The organism is Priestia sp. Y58, assembly GCF_029522095.1.
In the GTDB taxonomy this organism is placed as follows: Bacteria; Bacillota; Bacilli; order Bacillales; family Bacillaceae_H; genus Priestia; species Priestia megaterium_E.
In genome coordinates this window covers 400,473-416,568 of sequence record NZ_JAKWFL010000001.1, presented here as the reverse complement: position 1 = coordinate 416,568, position 16,096 = coordinate 400,473, and the positions used below count along the sequence as shown (strand labels likewise).

General features: G+C 39.3%; 19 protein-coding genes. All 19 read left to right on the top strand.

Annotated elements, in window-relative coordinates; translation table 11 throughout:
- Window positions 1-46 precede the first annotated feature (46 nt).
- The gene (gene fliF, locus MMB68_RS02210; RefSeq protein WP_221784459.1) at window positions 47-1,639 is read left to right on the top strand and encodes a flagellar basal-body MS-ring/collar protein FliF; all 1,593 of its coding nucleotides are present in this window, start codon (window positions 47-49) and stop codon (window positions 1,637-1,639) included.
- 11 nt (window positions 1,640-1,650) lie between these two features.
- Complete coding sequence (gene fliG, locus MMB68_RS02205; protein ID WP_221784458.1) at window positions 1,651-2,670, top strand: flagellar motor switch protein FliG; 1,020 nt, start codon at window positions 1,651-1,653, stop codon at window positions 2,668-2,670.
- On the top strand, window positions 2,663-3,451 hold the full coding sequence (gene fliH / locus MMB68_RS02200; protein ID WP_033579779.1) for a flagellar assembly protein FliH: 789 nt from the start codon (window positions 2,663-2,665) through the stop codon (window positions 3,449-3,451). Before fliG ends, fliH begins: the two co-directional genes overlap by 8 nt.
- Window positions 3,426-4,739 carry a flagellar protein export ATPase FliI gene (gene fliI, locus MMB68_RS02195; RefSeq protein ID WP_028411430.1) on the top strand — a complete coding sequence of 438 codons (1,314 nt, stop codon included), beginning with the start codon at window positions 3,426-3,428 and terminating at the stop codon, window positions 4,737-4,739. The genes fliH and fliI overlap by 26 nt, the downstream gene beginning before the upstream one ends.
- Before the next feature lie 2 nt (window positions 4,740-4,741).
- Entirely contained in the window at window positions 4,742-5,185 is a 444-nt protein-coding gene (gene fliJ, locus MMB68_RS02190; RefSeq protein WP_028411429.1) for a flagellar export protein FliJ, read from the top strand.
- Window positions 5,186-5,194: 9 nt separating this feature from the next.
- Entirely contained in the window at window positions 5,195-5,812 is a 618-nt protein-coding gene (locus MMB68_RS02185) for a MotE family protein (RefSeq protein WP_221784457.1), read from the top strand.
- 17 nt (window positions 5,813-5,829) lie between these two features.
- A complete protein-coding gene (locus MMB68_RS02180) occupies window positions 5,830-8,082 on the top strand; it encodes a flagellar hook-length control protein FliK (RefSeq protein ID WP_277548122.1) in 2,253 nt (750 codons plus the stop codon).
- Window positions 8,083-8,091: 9 nt separating this feature from the next.
- The gene (flgD, locus tag MMB68_RS02175; protein ID WP_221784455.1) at window positions 8,092-8,520 is read left to right on the top strand and encodes a flagellar hook assembly protein FlgD; all 429 of its coding nucleotides are present in this window, start codon (window positions 8,092-8,094) and stop codon (window positions 8,518-8,520) included.
- Window positions 8,521-8,545: 25 nt separating this feature from the next.
- On the top strand, window positions 8,546-9,361 hold the full coding sequence (gene flgG, locus MMB68_RS02170; RefSeq protein ID WP_064472085.1) for a flagellar basal body rod protein FlgG: 816 nt from the start codon (window positions 8,546-8,548) through the stop codon (window positions 9,359-9,361).
- Between the two features lie 35 nt (window positions 9,362-9,396).
- The gene (locus MMB68_RS02165) at window positions 9,397-9,606 is read left to right on the top strand and encodes a flagellar FlbD family protein (protein WP_098399876.1); all 210 of its coding nucleotides are present in this window, start codon (window positions 9,397-9,399) and stop codon (window positions 9,604-9,606) included.
- A 3-nt stretch (window positions 9,607-9,609) separates the two neighbouring features.
- On the top strand, window positions 9,610-10,041 hold the full coding sequence (gene fliL / locus MMB68_RS02160; RefSeq protein ID WP_064472084.1) for a flagellar basal body-associated protein FliL: 432 nt from the start codon (window positions 9,610-9,612) through the stop codon (window positions 10,039-10,041).
- A 20-nt stretch (window positions 10,042-10,061) separates the two neighbouring features.
- Window positions 10,062-11,063 carry a flagellar motor switch protein FliM gene (gene fliM / locus MMB68_RS02155; protein WP_221784454.1) on the top strand — a complete coding sequence of 334 codons (1,002 nt, stop codon included), beginning with the start codon at window positions 10,062-10,064 and terminating at the stop codon, window positions 11,061-11,063.
- On the top strand, window positions 11,053-12,183 hold the full coding sequence (gene fliY, locus MMB68_RS02150; protein ID WP_260506718.1) for a flagellar motor switch phosphatase FliY: 1,131 nt from the start codon (window positions 11,053-11,055) through the stop codon (window positions 12,181-12,183). Before fliM ends, fliY begins: the two co-directional genes overlap by 11 nt.
- 21 nt (window positions 12,184-12,204) lie before the next feature.
- On the top strand, window positions 12,205-12,567 hold the full coding sequence (locus MMB68_RS02145; RefSeq protein WP_028410821.1) for a response regulator: 363 nt from the start codon (window positions 12,205-12,207) through the stop codon (window positions 12,565-12,567).
- A 63-nt stretch (window positions 12,568-12,630) separates the two neighbouring features.
- On the top strand, window positions 12,631-13,272 hold the full coding sequence (locus MMB68_RS02140) for a flagellar biosynthetic protein FliO (protein WP_221784452.1): 642 nt from the start codon (window positions 12,631-12,633) through the stop codon (window positions 13,270-13,272).
- Window positions 13,265-13,933, top strand: a complete 669-nt coding sequence (fliP, locus tag MMB68_RS02135) for a flagellar type III secretion system pore protein FliP (protein ID WP_221784451.1) — start codon at window positions 13,265-13,267, stop codon at window positions 13,931-13,933. Before MMB68_RS02140 ends, fliP begins: the two co-directional genes overlap by 8 nt.
- Before the next feature lie 10 nt (window positions 13,934-13,943).
- Entirely contained in the window at window positions 13,944-14,213 is a 270-nt protein-coding gene (fliQ, locus tag MMB68_RS02130) for a flagellar biosynthesis protein FliQ (RefSeq protein WP_016765390.1), read from the top strand.
- Window positions 14,214-14,215: 2 nt separating this feature from the next.
- Window positions 14,216-14,992, top strand: coding sequence for a flagellar biosynthetic protein FliR (gene fliR / locus MMB68_RS02125; RefSeq protein WP_028411419.1), 777 nt, complete (start codon window positions 14,216-14,218; stop codon window positions 14,990-14,992).
- 2 nt (window positions 14,993-14,994) lie between these two features.
- Window positions 14,995-16,077 carry a flagellar biosynthesis protein FlhB gene (gene flhB / locus MMB68_RS02120; RefSeq protein ID WP_221784450.1) on the top strand — a complete coding sequence of 361 codons (1,083 nt, stop codon included), beginning with the start codon at window positions 14,995-14,997 and terminating at the stop codon, window positions 16,075-16,077.
- Window positions 16,078-16,096 lie beyond the last annotated feature (19 nt).

Sequence of the window (16,096 nt, the reverse complement as noted above, 5' to 3'; positions counted from 1 at the left end):
AGCGGTTATTAAAGAAAATGAAAATAGTAATAACCGGAGGAATACCATGAATGAAAGAATAGCTCTTTATCGAGATAAGATGAAAGTCTTTTGGAATAACCGCAAAAAAGGGCAGAAAATAGCACTTATCGCTACTCCTCTTGCGGCTATTCTAGTCATTAGTTTAGCATCTGTTTTTTTAAACAAGGATAAATTTGTCCCTCTTTATAGCAATCTATCGGCTCAGGAAACAGGACAAATCAAAGCAGAGCTTGATGCTAGAAGCGTTCCCTCAGAAATCTCTGATAACGGAACAACCATTTCGGTGCCTGAACAAAGTGTTGACTCGCTAAAAGTTGATTTAGCTGCACAAGGAATTCCTGATAGCGGAAGTATCGACTATTCGTTTTTTGGGAAAAATGCGAGCTTTGGTATGACAGATAATGAATTTGATGTGTTAAAACTCGATGCGATGCAAACTGAATTGGCTAACTTAATGAAAAACATTCAAGGAGTCAACGATGCAAAAGTGATGATTACCCTTCCCAATGAAAGCGTATGGGCGAATGAAAAGCAGGAAGAAGCATCAGCATCGATTGTGCTTAATACAAAGGCTGGTTATAAATTTGATGATCAGCAAATTAAATCTCTTTATCATTTAGTATCCAAAAGTGTGCCAAACCTTCCTACAGATAATATCGTCATCATGAACCAATATTTTGAGTACTTTGATTTAAAAGGTAACGAAACGAATTCAGCTTCTAGCTCATTTGCTTCGCAGAACGAAGCGAAAAAAGAAGTTGAGCGAGATATTCAGCGTCAAGTACAGCAAATGCTAGGAAGACTGGTCGGTCAAGACAAAGTAATGGTCTCTGTTACAGCAGATCTTGATTTTACACAGGAAAATCGCGAAGAAAAGCTAGTAGAGCCTGTTGATAAAGATAATATGCAAGGAATTGCCGTTAGCGCTGAAAAAATTAATGAAACATTTTCTGGAAAAAACGCTCAAGATGGAGGCGTTGCTGGAACAGGAGAAGAAGATACAACAAATTACTCATCTAGTACAACAAGTGGAGACGGAGACTACGAAAAAAACGAAGAACGAATTAATTATGAAGTGAATCGAATTCATAAAGAAATCGTCGAAAGTCCATACAAAATTCAAGACCTTGGCATTCAAGTAATGATAGATCCGTCCAATGCAAAAGGGAAATCACAAGTTTCCGATACGCTGGAGTCAGACGTTCAAAAAATGTTAGGTACAATTGTCCGTACTTCTATTTCAAAAGATGCAAATACAAAAGCTCTCTCGGATAACGCGGTCAGCGATAAGATTACCGTTTCCGTTCAGCCGTTTAATGGACAAGAAACAGCTGACAACACAGCAAGTTCAATTCCATTGTGGATGTATATAATCGGAGGAGCACTGCTGCTTATTATTGTTGTTCTTATTGTGCTGTTGGTTAGGAAAAGACGTCAAGACTTAGATGAAGAGGAATATGATGAAGAGTATGATGAAACTTTTGAAGCATATGAAGCGGCACAAAAAGCCCCTGTTTTAAGTGCTGAGCAGCAAACAAGAAGCAATCTTGAAACGTTAGCGAAGCAAGACCCGGAAGAGTTTGCAAAACTGCTGCGAACATGGATTAGTGAGGATTAGGAGGAAAGCTAATGGTAAAGGCTATGCAAAAAAATGAGTTAACTGGAAAGCAAAAAGCAGCAATTTTGTTGATTTCTCTCGGTCCTGATGTATCAGCTTCTATCTATAAACATCTCAGTGAAGATGAAATTGAGCAACTAACGCTTGAAATTTCTTCAGTGAGAAAAATAGAGCCGTCTCTAAAAGAAGCTGTGCTTCATGAGTTTGAACAACTAACGCTTGCTCAAAACTACCTTGAAAAAGGAGGAGTAAGCTATGCGAAACAGGTGTTAGAAAAAGCACTTGGACCAGAGCAGGCTATGATGATTATCAATCGATTAACTTCTTCTTTGCAAGTTCGTCCATTTGACTTTGCCAGAAAAGCTGATCCTATGCAGCTGTTAAATTTCATTCAGCATGAGCATCCTCAGACGATTGCCCTTATTTTATCTTACTTAGAGCCGCCACAGGCAGGACAAATCTTATCATCACTGCCTCAGGAAAGGCAAGCGGATATTGCAAGACGGATTGCAACGATGGGAAGTACGTCTCCGGAAGTCATTAATGAAGTGGAACAAATTTTAGAGAGAAAGCTTTCTGCTACTGTTACCCAAGACTATACCCAAACAGGTGGTTTAGAAGCAGTAGTTGAAGTATTAAATGGAGTAGACCGAGCAACTGAAAAAATTATTATTGATACGCTTGAAATTCAAGATCCGGCATTAGCAGAAGAAATCAAACAGCGAATGTTTGTATTTGAGGATATCGTAACGCTCGATAACCGTTCTATTCAGCGTGTGATACGAGATGTAGAAAATGATGATTTATTGTTGAGCTTAAAAGTAGCAAGTGAAGAAGTGAAATCTATTATTTTTAAAAATATGTCTAGCCGTATGGTGGAAACGTTTAAAGAAGAAATGGAATTTATGGGTCCTGTGCGTTTGAAAGATGTAGAGGAAGCTCAGTCACGTATCGTTGCTGCAATTAGACGTTTAGAAGATGCTGGTGAAATTGTACTAGCTCGAGGTGGAGGAGACGATATTATTGTCTAATATCATTAAATCAACTTATACGAATAAACTTTCAGACGAAAATGCGAAGCACATTCAAGTCATTCCATTTGGTTTTCCGATACAAGATGAGCCCACAGAAGAACATCTTCAGCAAGAAAATGCACAGCACGTTATTGAACAAGCGCATAGTGAAGCTGAAATGATAAAGGCCGAGGCAGACGCTTACCGCAAACAAGCTCAAAACGAAGTTGAACGTTTGAAAAAGCAGTGGGAAGAAGAGAAGGTGCTGCTGTTTCAACAAGAAAAAAAACGCGGCTATGAAGAAGGGTACGAAGAAGGGCTGCTTCAAGGGAAACAAGAGTACGAACATGTATTAGCCATGTCGCGAAACATTGTTGACGAAACAAAGAATCAGTACTACGAATATATAAATCAATCTGAAGAAGTCATTTTTGAATTAGGTTTCACCCTAGCAGAAACGCTTTTAAATGAGCAGCTTCAAAGAGATGAATCATTTTTATCACTTGTTGCAAGGTCTTTAAAAGAAGTTAGAGAACATAAAGAAATCCAGCTTTTTGTTTCTCCCAAAAAATATGCATATGTATGTGAACATAAACGAGAACTGTTCGATTTATTAAACGGAGAAACCGGGCTGTTTATTTATGCAGATGAAAATCTTCAGGAAATGGATTGTGTCATCGATTCCTCTTATGGGCGTCTTGTTGCTTCTTTTGATAGTCAGTTAACGGAAATGAAGAAAAAATTAAAAGAACGTTTGTTAGAGGGGAGTAAACATGAAAGTCGCACAACTCATTCATGAAATCCCGCGCACATCTTCTTTTAAACGGTACGGGAAAGTCAGCCGAGTAGTAGGAATGATGATTGAATCTAAAGGACCTAGAACGTCAATAGGAGATGTTTGTTTTATTCATCTCAGTGAACGAGGAGATAAAATTCGTGCAGAAGTTGTTGGTTTTAACGGTGAGCACGTCGTTTTAATGCCTTATACGTCTGTTCGATATATCGGACCTGGCTGCCTAGTGGAAACAACAGAAAAACCTCTGCAGGTAAGCGTGGGGAAAGAGTTAATAGGTCAAGTGCTTGATTCGTTAGGCAACCCTTTAGATGGGTCTGAACTTTCTCATTATTTGCCTTTTGTTTTAACCGATCAAGACCCGCCTAATCCTTTAGAGCGCCCGCCTATTGAACAGCCTATTGAAGTAGGTGTACGGACGATTGATAGTTTGTTAACCGTAGGTCGAGGGCAGCGCATAGGTATTTTTGCAGGAAGCGGTGTTGGGAAAAGTACGCTGCTTGGGATGATTGCTCGTAATACAAAAGCAGATATCAATGTCATTGCCCTTGTAGGCGAGCGAGGAAGAGAAGTTAGAGAATTTATTGAACGAGATCTTGGAGAGGAAGGGTTAAAGCGCTCTGTTGTAGTAGTTGCTACCTCGGATCAGCCTGCTCTACTTCGAATGAAAGCAGCATATACAGCTACTTCTATTGCTGAATACTTTCGAGATGAGGGGCTGAGCGTCATGATGATGATGGATTCTGTTACCCGTGTAGCAATGGCTCAGAGAGAAATTGGATTAGCCGTAGGTGAACCTCCCACTACCAAAGGTTATACACCATCTGTTTTTGCTAGCTTGCCAAGGCTGCTTGAACGTACAGGGACTAATCAACATGGATCTATTACCGCTTTTTACACTGTATTAGTAGACGGTGATGATATGAACGAACCTATTTCGGATACGGTGCGAGGCATTATAGACGGACATATTGTACTAGACAGGGAGCTTGCCAATAAAGGTCAATATCCGGCCATCAATGTCTTAAAAAGCGTTAGTCGCGTGATGAACCATATCGTAAGTGAACGGCATAAAGAAGCAGCTGAAAAACTGCGTTCATTAATGGCTACCTACGCTAATTCTGAAGACTTAATTAACATAGGTGCCTACAAAAGAGGATCTTCTGTTTACATTGATGAGGCAATCCACTATCATCCTGTCATTGAGGCATTTTTAAAGCAAAAAACGAACGAACATCCATCGTTTGAAACAAGTGTAACAAAGCTCTGTGAACTGTTTGTGAAAGGTGAGTAAATATGGCATATGAATTTAGGTTATCTAAAATAATGGCAATTAAGTCAAATGAAAAAGATGAACTGCTATCTCAATATAATCAATCCCTACAGCAGTTTGAAACAGCGGGTGAAAAGCTTTATAAAAAGTTAAAAGAAAAAGAAACGCTGATTGAACAGCATACGGGCAAAATGAAGCAGGGGCTTTCTATTTTAGAAATTACATCATTTCAGCAGTTTTTAACAAGTGCCGAACGAGTGATTGAAAGGCTGCAACAAGAGGTCATGTTTGCCAGACAGCAAATGAACTTAAAGAAACTGAAGCTAGAAGAAAAGAATATAGAAGTAAAGAAGTATGAAAAATTAAAAAAGAAAGACTACGATTCTTATATAACAGCGGAAAAACAATTAGAAGCGAAGCAAATGGATGAGCTGTCTTTACAGCAGTACATGCTGCATAGAAATTAGGTGAAAAACATGGCTAAACGAAAAGAATTAAGAGAAGAGTACGAAGAAGAAAAGTCTTACAGTAAAAGCCAAGTGTTTTTATTTTTAATCTTTATTCCAGCAGTGTTCCTTATCTTGGCGGCTTATATTGTTCTGACGCTTTTAGGCGTTAATGTAAATGATAAAGTTTCAGCTATTACACACGCCATTCCGTTTGTATCAAGTGAACAGTCGCAAAAAAATGAAAATATTAAAGAAAGCAATGAAGAGATACAAAAGCAGGTTGAGAGTCTTCAAAAAAAGCTGAGCACAAAAGAAAAGCAAATCGCAGCTTACGAGAAAACGATCGCTACAAAAGATCGTCAAATGGATGAACTAAAAATTGAAATGCGCGATATGGAAGAAAAAGCCGATGATGAAGCGAAAAAACAAAAGAACAATCAGCTGGCAAAAAAAGATGTCATTGCTACCTATGAAAATATGTCTCCTAAAAATGCAGCGCTCATCTTTGCCGAATTAAAAGAAGACAAAGCGGTTGCGATGCTTAAGCAGTTCAAAGCGAGTACAAGAACGGCAATCTTAGAAAAAATGGATCCGAAAGTAGCTGCACGCTATACGACATTGTTAACAGATCAGATTGATGAATAAAAGCAGAGGTGAAAACAGTGGAAATTTCACTACGTCCAGCAGCTGCATCAAAGGTAAACTGCGATGAAAAAGCAGCTGCTAGTCAGACTCAGGGTTTTTTTGAAGAAATTGTTCAGCAGCTTCAGCAGTTAGATACGCAGCCTTCAGCATCCGAGGATAAATCATCAGATGAAACAGCGGTAGATCAAAACCTCTTGCAGGCGGTTGGGTTAATTGCGATTCAGTTAAGTGAAGCGGAAGATAAAGAAATGGAACCGGCTGTCTTATACGAACATCTAATCGAAATGATTAATAGGATTCCAAGTAGTCCAGATTTGGAACAGCCGCTTCTAAAGCTGCAGCACGTGCTAACAGACATGCAGCGGGGACCTGTTTCACCTGAAACAGACAGTCAAGAACAGTATTTAACTTCTATTTCTACCTTGCTGGAACTATGTAAAAATACGTCAGCTGTTTTTCAAACAGAGTTCGCTCAGCTGATGGAAGAACTACAAAAACCGCAGCTGCAGTCAGTGAAGCTTTCAGATTCGCAGCTTCAAGGCTTGCAGAAAGCTGCTGCTGAAAAAATAGAGAAAATTCATAAACAACCACGTGTATTAACCGATACCTTACATGAAAAGCGCTCTGCTGGTTTCTTCGCCGTTGTTCATGCGGCTCCAAAAAGTCCTCTAAAAGATATGAGCGCTGTTCGTAAAGAAGAAAAAGGGCCGCTATTTAATCAGCTTCCATGGAAAAAAGATGTGGTATTACACAGCGAAAGTATAGATACAGATAGCTTCTCAAAAAATAGTGAAGGTTCTTTGGGAAAAAGCATAACCACGGTGGTATCAGAAAATCAGCCATCATCTTTTGTATCTAGAGGAATACCGAACGTTTCTATTGATTTAGGACCAGTCACATCTGAGTATCAACAGTCTAGCAATCTGGTAAACGAGCTGCAAAAGGTATGGAGTAAAGCTTCGATCAGTACTGAAGAAGGAGCATCTAAGCTTTCTATTACGTTATTGCCAAAGCAGCTAGGGACGATTTCAATTGAAGTGCTTCAACAAGACAATGAAACAATTGCGCAGGTTGTGGTAACGTCAGCGAAAACAAAAGAGCTATTAGACGCCAACCTTTCGACTTTAAGGCAAGTTCTGAATTCTCAGCATGTATCCGTTGATGAAGTCGATGTGGCCGCTGTTCAAGCAGCTCTAGAAAGTTCTGTAAAAGATATGAACACTCTTGCTAAAGAAGAAAAAGGGCCGCAGCTTTCTATTGATTTAGGGCAAGTAAAATCAGACCATCAACAGTCTAGCGATCTGGTAAACGAGCTTGAAAAAATATGGAGTAAAGCTTCGATCAGTACTGAAGAAGGAGCATCTAAGCTTTCTGTTACGTTATTGCCAAAGCAGCTAGGGACGATTTCAATTGAAGTGCTTCAACAAGAAAATGAAAGGGTTGCGCAGGTTGTGGTAACGTCAGCGAAAACAAAAGAGCTGTTAGACGCCAACCTTTTCAAATTACGACAAGCTCTCACGTCTCAGCATGTATCCGTTGAGCAAGTCGGTGTGGACGCTGTTCATACAGCTTCAGAAAGTTCTGTGGAAAATATGAATGTTTTTCGTAAAGAAGAAAAAGTACCGTTTTTCCATCAGCTTCCATGGAAAAAAGATGTGGTTGTACCCAGCGGAAGTATAGATACCAATAGCTTTTTAAAAAATAGCGAAAGTCCGGCAGGTACACACACAACCGGGGCGACAGTAGAGAATCAGCCATCATCCTTTGGAAGTGGAGAAATGCCTAAGCTTCAGCAGTTCTCTATTTATCTAGGGCAAGCAAAATCTGAGTATCAACAGTCTAGCAATTTGGTAAACGAGCTTGAGAAAATATGGAGTAAAGCTTCGTTTAGTACCGAAGAGGGAACATCCAAGCTTCTCATTAAGTTATTTCCAAAACAGCTAGGTGCGATTTCAATTGAAATGCTTCAGAAAGACAGTGAAACGGTTGCGCGAATTGTCGTATCGTCAGCAAAAACAAAAGAGTTATTAGACTCCAACTTTTCAACTTTGCGGCACGGTCTCGCGTCTCAGCATGTATCCATTGATAAAATCGATGTGCTACTGTCAGAACAAGCGATGTTGTATAACAATGAAAACGACCAGCAAAAAGAAAGACAGGAAAAAGAAGCGTTTAAAAAAGAAGAAGAAGATCAAGATTCACAACAATTGGAAGAATCGGCTTCCTTTCTATCTTCTTTTGAAGCAGCGCTCATTAACTACAACGTATAGGTGATAACAATGACAAATGAAATTACGTCTGACTTGTATTTAAGCAATAGGGACATACCAGTGAAGCAAACGGGAAACAGCTCGCTTGGCAAAGATGACTTTTTGAAGCTTTTGATTGCTCAGCTTCAAAATCAAGATCCAATGAATCCAATGGAAGACAAAGACTTTATTGCTCAAATGGCTCAGTTTTCATCTCTTGAACAAATGACAAATATGAGCACATCGCTCAATACGTTTGTAACGCAGTCTCAGGCTTCTCCTATTTTAAAAGGAAGCGAATTAATTGGTAAAACCGCTGCATGGTTAGATGAAGAAGGAAATAAAAAGCAAGGAGTCATTTCAACAGCATCCGTCAAAAACAATGAGATATCGTTTACTATCAACGATGAAAAGCATACGGTACTTTCGCTAAACGATATCTTAGAAGTAAGCAGTTAACCAACCAAATTTAAGGAGTGATTTTATGTTACGTTCGATGTATTCAGGAATCAGCGGCATGAAAAATTTTCAAACTAAATTAGATGTCCTAGGAAATAATATTGCCAATGTTAATACATACGGCTATAAAAAAGGACGTACAACGTTTCAAGATTTAGTAAGTCAGCAGGTAGCAGGAGCAACAGGACCGGCTGGGAACCGTGGAGGTGTTAACGCTAAACAAGTCGGATTAGGTTCGCAAATTGGCACAATTGATACAGTTCAAACATCAGGAAGCATTCAGTCAACGGGACGTCCGCTAGATTTAGCTATTTCTGGTGACGGCTATTTTGTTGTAAATGATGGAACATCAGACTATTACACAAGAGCGGGGAACTTCTATTTAGATAAAGATGGTTACCTTGTGACAGGTGATGGGTTGTTTGTGAAATCTACTAGTACTAATGACAATGGAAGAATTAAAATTGATCCAACTACAGCTAAAAGCTACAGTATTGGGGCAAATGGGACCGTTAATATTGTTGGTCTAAACGGAACTATGCTTCCGAATCCTCAGACTATCAAGCTTGCAAAATTCGCTAATAATGAAGGGCTTCAAAAAGCAGGAGGAAATTTGTTCGCTAATACTCCAAATGCTGGTCTGGTTACAACTCCTGCAAACATTACTCCTGGAAACAGCGGTACGGGAACTTTAATTTCAAGCGCCCTTGAAATGTCCAACGTTGATTTATCGGAAGAATTCACGGACATGATTGTTGCACAGCGCGGATTTCAAGCGAACACAAGGATTATTACAACATCCGATGAAATACTGCAAGAATTAGTGAATCTAAAACGATAGGCGGGAGGAAGGAGTAGGTATTACTCCGGTTGATTATGATCACTTTAACAAGGCTAAACGGCAAAACATTTACGTTAAATGCTCTTTACATCGAGCAGGTTGAGGCATTTCCTGATACGACGATTACGCTAACGAATAATAAAAAGCTGGTGGTAAAGGATTCGGTTGAAGAAGTGAATGAGAAAGTAACGCGTTATTATCAGCGAATTAACGTATTAGGGCTGCAGCAAACGACGGAGGAATAAAGTGTGTTCAAAAATAAGCTAATTAGTAAGATGATTATTATCCTGCTTTCTCTTACTTTAATAGGAAGCATTGCGGTTATTGTGACGTTAAAGTACACGGAGCAGGCAGGTACTGAAAAAGGTCCATCTATCGACGATGTGATTAAAGCTTCTGTAGATGTAACGGATATCAAAACCAATTTAAAAAGCAATAATTACATCAGCATCTCTTTTAAAATTCAAATGGATAGCAAAAAAGCAGCGGGAGAGCTTCAAAAAAGAGACTTTCAAGTAAGAGACATTATTATCAAAAGGCTCTCAGATATGAGTGCTCAAGATTTTGAAGGAACGCAAGGACTCAGCACGTTAGAAACAGATATTGCAAAGCAAATTGATCAATTAATGGAAAACGGACATGTTGTTAAAATTTATACAACGTCTAAAGTGTTGCAGTAAAGAAAAAGGGAGGGAAGCTAGTGGCAGGGGATGTATTATCACAAAATGAAATTGACGCCCTATTATCCGCGTTATCAACCGGAGAGATGGATGCGGATGAGCTAAAAAAGGAAAATAAAAAACAGCGTATTCGTACATATGATTTTAAACGCGCCCTGCGTTTTTCAAAAGATCAGATTCGCAGTTTGACGCGAATTCATGAAAATTATGCGCGCATGTTAATCAACGTCTTTTCGGCGCAGCTTCGTAACGTTGTACAAGTGTCTGTTGTATCAGTGGATCAAATTCCGTATGAGGAGTTCATTCGCTCTGTTCCGAAAGTAACCATCTTAAACGTGATAGCCGTCCCTCCTTTAGAAGGGCATATCATTATGGAAGTCAATCCGAACATTGCCTATGCGATGCTTGACCGCTTGCTCGGGGGACAAGGCGAGAGCGGTGGGAAAATTAGTAACTTAACGGAGATTGAAACGAGCTTGGTTCGAAACTTGTTAGAGAAAACGTTAGACAGTATGAGAGAAGCTTGGAGTTCTATTGCGGAAATTGAACCTGAAACATCAGAGTTTGAAGTGAATCCTCAGTTTTTGCAGGTAATTTCACCAAATGAAATTGTCATCGTCATTTCATTAAACGTACAAATTGGAGATGAAACGGGCATGATCAATCTATGTATTCCGCACGTGACGCTTGAGCCGATTGTGTCCAAACTGTCCGTTCATTACTGGATGCAATCTTCGAAAAAAGAACCTAACGTACAAGAGGTTGAGCAGCTAAAGGAACGAATCAATGATGCGGAATTGCAGGTTGTAGCCGAGCTAGGAAAAGCGGATATTTCAATTGAAGATTTCCTAGCATTAGATGCGGGAGATGTTATTCGACTGCAAACAAGCGTTCATAATCCGTTAACTATTTACGTCGGAGAACAACCTAAATTTATTGCACAGCCTGGAAAAGTCAGTCGGAAAGTCGCTGTGCAAATTCTAGATGATGTTAAGAGGAGGAACGAAAGGAATGAACGATGACATGCTTTCGCAAGATGAAATTGATGCGTTGTTAAAAGGAACTTCTTCACTTGACGAGTTTTCAGAGCCGAATAAGTCAAGTCAAGTAGATGATTACTTTACGGAAATGGAAAAAGACGCGCTTGGCGAAATTGGAAATATTTCGTTTGGCAGTTCAGCAACAGCGCTATCGGCTTTATTGAATCAAAAAGTCGATATTACCACACCGTTTGTATCGCTCGTATATAAAGAAGAGCTGACGGATGAATTTCCAAATCCTCATGTCGCTGTGCAAGTTCAGTATACAGAAGGCTTTTCTGGTACGAATTTGTTAGTTATTAAACATGAAGATGCAGCTGTTATTTCAGATTTGATGCTTGGTGGAACGGGTGAGAATCCGACGGAAATCATGGATGAAATTAAGCTGAGTGCAGTGCAGGAAGCGATGAATCAAATGATGGGTTCTGCAGCGACGTCTATGTCCACGGTATTTCAAAAGAAAATTGATATCTCTCCGCCGAGCTTAGATATTTTAAATATTCAAAAAGGGGAAGGCACAGAGCTTATTCCCCAAGATGACGTCTTTGTAAAAGTCTCTTTTAATTTGAAGGTAGGCACATTAATCGATTCGAATATTATGCAGCTTTTATCGATATCTTTTGCCAAAAGCTTGGTGGAAGAGCTTTTAGTTCCAAGCGCAGAAGATACGGCAGCTTCTATTGAAAAAGAATCAGATTTTAACGAAAAGCAAACAGAACCGCCGTCAGCTGAATACGTACAGCATGAAGAAACACAGCAGGTAGAATCTGTTCATGTACCAGTTGATATTCAGCCCGCATCGTTTTCAGAGTTCGAGCACGTGTCTTCTCCTCAAGGGGATTCACGAAATTTAGACATGCTGCTTGATATCCCGCTTCAAGTTACCGTGGAGCTTGGAAGAACTAAGCGAACGGTTCAAGAGATTTTAGCATTATCTTCTGGTGCAATCATTGAACTTGATAAACTAGCAGGCGAACCAGTAGATATCTTGATTAATAGCAAATTAATAGCAAAAGGTGAAGTGGTCGTCATTGACGAGAATTTTGGCGTTCGCGTAACCGATATTATTAGTCAAAGAGACCGTATTAACAAACTAAAGTAATGATTTTTAGGAGGAGTAGAGATGGGAAACCGAATTTTAATTGTAGATGATGCTGCATTCATGCGCATGATGATCAAAGATATTTTAACGAAAAATGGATATGAAGTAGTAGCGGAAGCGGCAGACGGTCAGCAGGCTGTGGAGTTATTTAAAGAGCATGCACCAGATCTTGTCACAATGGATATTACGATGCCTGAAATGGATGGAATTACGGCCTTAAAAGAAATTAAAAGCATAAAAAGTGATGCTAAGGTGATTATGTGTTCAGCCATGGGCCAGCAGGCAATGGTGATTGATGCGATTCAAGCAGGGGCAAAAGATTTTATCGTTAAGCCTTTTCAAGCAGATCGTGTATTAGAGGCAATTTCAAAAGCAATTGGATAAACAGCAGATTGGCGGGGCTTTCCCGCTAATCTTACACTATGTTGAAGTAAGAGGTGGCAGGCATTGCTGCGAAAGTTCGTAATTGCTGCGCTGTTAATAAGCGTATTAGCAGGATCAAATCAAATCGTCTATGCAGAAAGTGGATCTGCATCGGTAAAAGAATGTTTGGAAAAAACGGAGAAGTGTTCAGAGAATGAGAGTGCTGATTCAAAAGAAAAAACTGCACTCCAGGGGACGCCTACGCTCTCAGCTGGAGATATTATGAAGATGATATTCGCGTTTTTACTTGTAATTGGGCTGCTTTTTGCGCTCTTAAAATTTGTAAATAAAAAAGGAAAAATGCTTCAAAAGAATAAAGTAGTACAAAACTTAGGCGGTACAAATGTGGGAAGCAGCAAGTCGGTGCAAGTGGTAAAAGTTGGAGAACAGCTTTTTGTCATTGGAGTCGGCGAAAACGTGCAGCTTCTTTCAGAAATTACGGGGCAGGAGAAACAGCAGCTGCTCACGCAGTATGAGGAACAACAAAGAAACGAAGGCGAATACAAAGTGGTACCACCGTCCTTTTTAGAAAAATTAACTTCTAAAAAAGAAGAGAAATCTAGTCATTCTTTTCAACAGCTTTTTCAGCGAGAAATGAATGAAATGAAAACAAAAAGGCAAAACGTACTGAAAGAGTTAGAAAGGAACAAAAAGAACGATGAATGAAGTGATGAATCTCTTTAACTCGAGCAGTCCTACAAATGTTTCAACGTCTGTCCAGCTTTTGTTGCTGCTGACGGTGTTTTCAGTAGCTCCTGGAATTTTAATTATGATGACCTGCTTTACACGTATTGTCATTGTGCTTTCGTTTGTACGTACATCGCTCGGGACACAGCAAATGCCTCCTAACCAAGTATTAGTTGGATTATCGCTGTTTTTAACGTTTTTTATTATGGCACCCACTTTTTCTCAGGTAAATGAACAGGCGCTTCAGCCGCTTTTAAAAGAAAAAATCACGCTGAATCAAGCCTATGAAAAAGCAGCTGAACCAATGAAAGAATTTATGAGTGCTCATACAAGACAAAAAGATTTAGCTCTTTTTTTAGAATATGCGGATATAGATAAACCATCCTCTGTTCAAGATATTCCCTTAACTGCGCTCGTTCCGGCTTATGCAATCAGTGAGCTAAAGACAGCATTTCAAATTGGATTTATGATTTTTATTCCTTTTCTCATTATCGATATGATTATAGCAAGCGTGCTGATGTCTATGGGAATGATGATGCTTCCTCCCGTTATGATTTCGCTCCCGTTTAAAATTTTACTATTTGTACTGGTTGACGGCTGGAATTTAGTTGTTAAATCATTATTAATAAGTTTTCAATAGGTGATAGACAATGAATGGAGAATTTGTCATTTCGTTAGCAGAAAAAGGCGTGTATACAATCCTAATTGTATCTGGCCCTTTATTGCTGCTGGCCCTTGTAGTTGGGCTCATTATTAGTATTTTTCAAGCAACTACCCAAATTCAAGAGCAAACTCTTGCTTTTGTTCCTAAGATTGTAGCGGTCTTAGTAGGGATTGTATTTTTTGGTCCGTGGATGTTATCAAAAATGATTTCATTTACATATGAAATTTTTTCAAATCTGTATCGGTACGTAGGGTAGCTATGAGTCAGTTGATCTTATCCTATCCCGCGTTTTTACTAGTGCTAGTGCGGGTAACGTCTTTTTTTATCACGGTTCCGCTATTTTCATACAAAACGATTCCCGCAGTTCATAAGGTAGGTTTGTCTGCCTCGCTATCCGTCATTATTGCGACAACGATTGATTTACCTGTCGTTTCGTTAGACGCACAGTTTGTACTTTTAGTAGTAAAAGAATGCGCTGTTGGCTTGTTTATTGGTTTGACCGCTTATGTATTTATTATGGCTATTCAAATTGCCGGAGGTCTTATCGATTTTCAAATTGGATTTGCGATTGCCAACGTAATAGATCCGCAGACAGGTGCGCAAAGCCCGATACTAGGTCAATATTTATATGTATTTGCTCTTCTATTTTTATTATCGACCAATGGACATCATTTATTAATAGACGGCATCTATAATAGTTATTTAATTATTCCGTTAGACAAAGTAGCTTTCCCTGTGGGAAGCCAAGCATTTGCTACACACATCATAACCGTTTTCTCATCGATGTTTTTAGTAGCTGTTCAAATGTCTTTGCCTTTGGTAGGTTCATTATTTTTAGTCGATATCGCGCTTGGAATTGTCGCAAGAACCGTTCCGCAGTTAAATATTTTCGTAGTGGGGTTTCCGGTAAAAATTATTGTTGCCTTTATTTTGCTGATTGTCGTGATGGGGAGCATGTTTTATATGATGCAAATCATATTTGAACAAATGATAGAAGCGATGCGCGCGATGATCCGCATATTAGGAGGGGTGTAGCTTTGTTTTTAGTAAAAGTTGATTTGCAATTTTTTGCGGGAGAAAAAACGGAAAAAGCTACACCTAAAAAAAAGCAAGACTCTAGAAAAAAAGGACAGGTAGCTAAAAGTCAAGATGTTACAACAGCGCTCATCCTTTTAATGGTTTTTCTTTATTTTTTGTTTGGAGCCAAACAGTTTTTACAGCAAATGATGAAGTTGTTAAGAGAAGCTTTTCAAACGTATATGCTTGAGGAAGTGACGGCAGAGCGCGTATTTGCGATGTTTAAGTACCTTCTTCCTTCAGTAGCCCTTGCAGCAGGTCCTGTTATGCTCGCAGCTTTTATTGCTGCGCTCGGAGCGAATTATATGCAGGTTGGTATTCTTTTTTCCACGGAGGCTCTTCAGCCTAAGTTAGAAAAGATTAACCCTATTAGCGGAGCCAAACGGATTTTTGCCATGAGAGCGCTGGTAGAACTAATCAAGTCAACGCTGAAAATTATATGTATCGGAGCCGTCACGTTTTTTATCTTATGGATTCACATAGAAGATGTATTAAATTTATCTCAAAAAAGTATAGGGGACTCGCTGGTTGTTCTATCTAAGCTTGTTTTTCAAATGGGACTTGCAGCCTCGCTTATGCTTTTATTTTTATCGCTGCTTGATTATTTGTACCAAAAGTTTGATTTCGAGAAAAATATTCGAATGTCAAAGCAAGATATCAAAGATGAGCATAAAAACATTGAAGGGGATCCTCTAATCAAGTCAAAAATAAAGCGAAAGCAGCGGGAAATGGCAATGTCTCGCATGATGCAAGAAGTTCCAAAAGCAGATGTCATCATTACAAACCCTACTCATTATGCCATTGCTTTAAAATATGATGAAGAAAAAATGGATGCTCCCTATGTTGTAGCCAGCGGCGTAGACTTTATTGCTCAAAAGATTAAAGGAATTGCCAAAAGCCATGAAATCATCATGGTAGAGAACCGCCCGCTGGCAAGAGCACTTTTTGACCAAACCAAAGTAGGGGATGCAGTACCCGAAGAGTTTTTTAAAGCGGTGGCTGAAATATTAGCTTACGTATACCGCATTCAAAATAAAATGTAACGTTACGCTATTGTAAGGA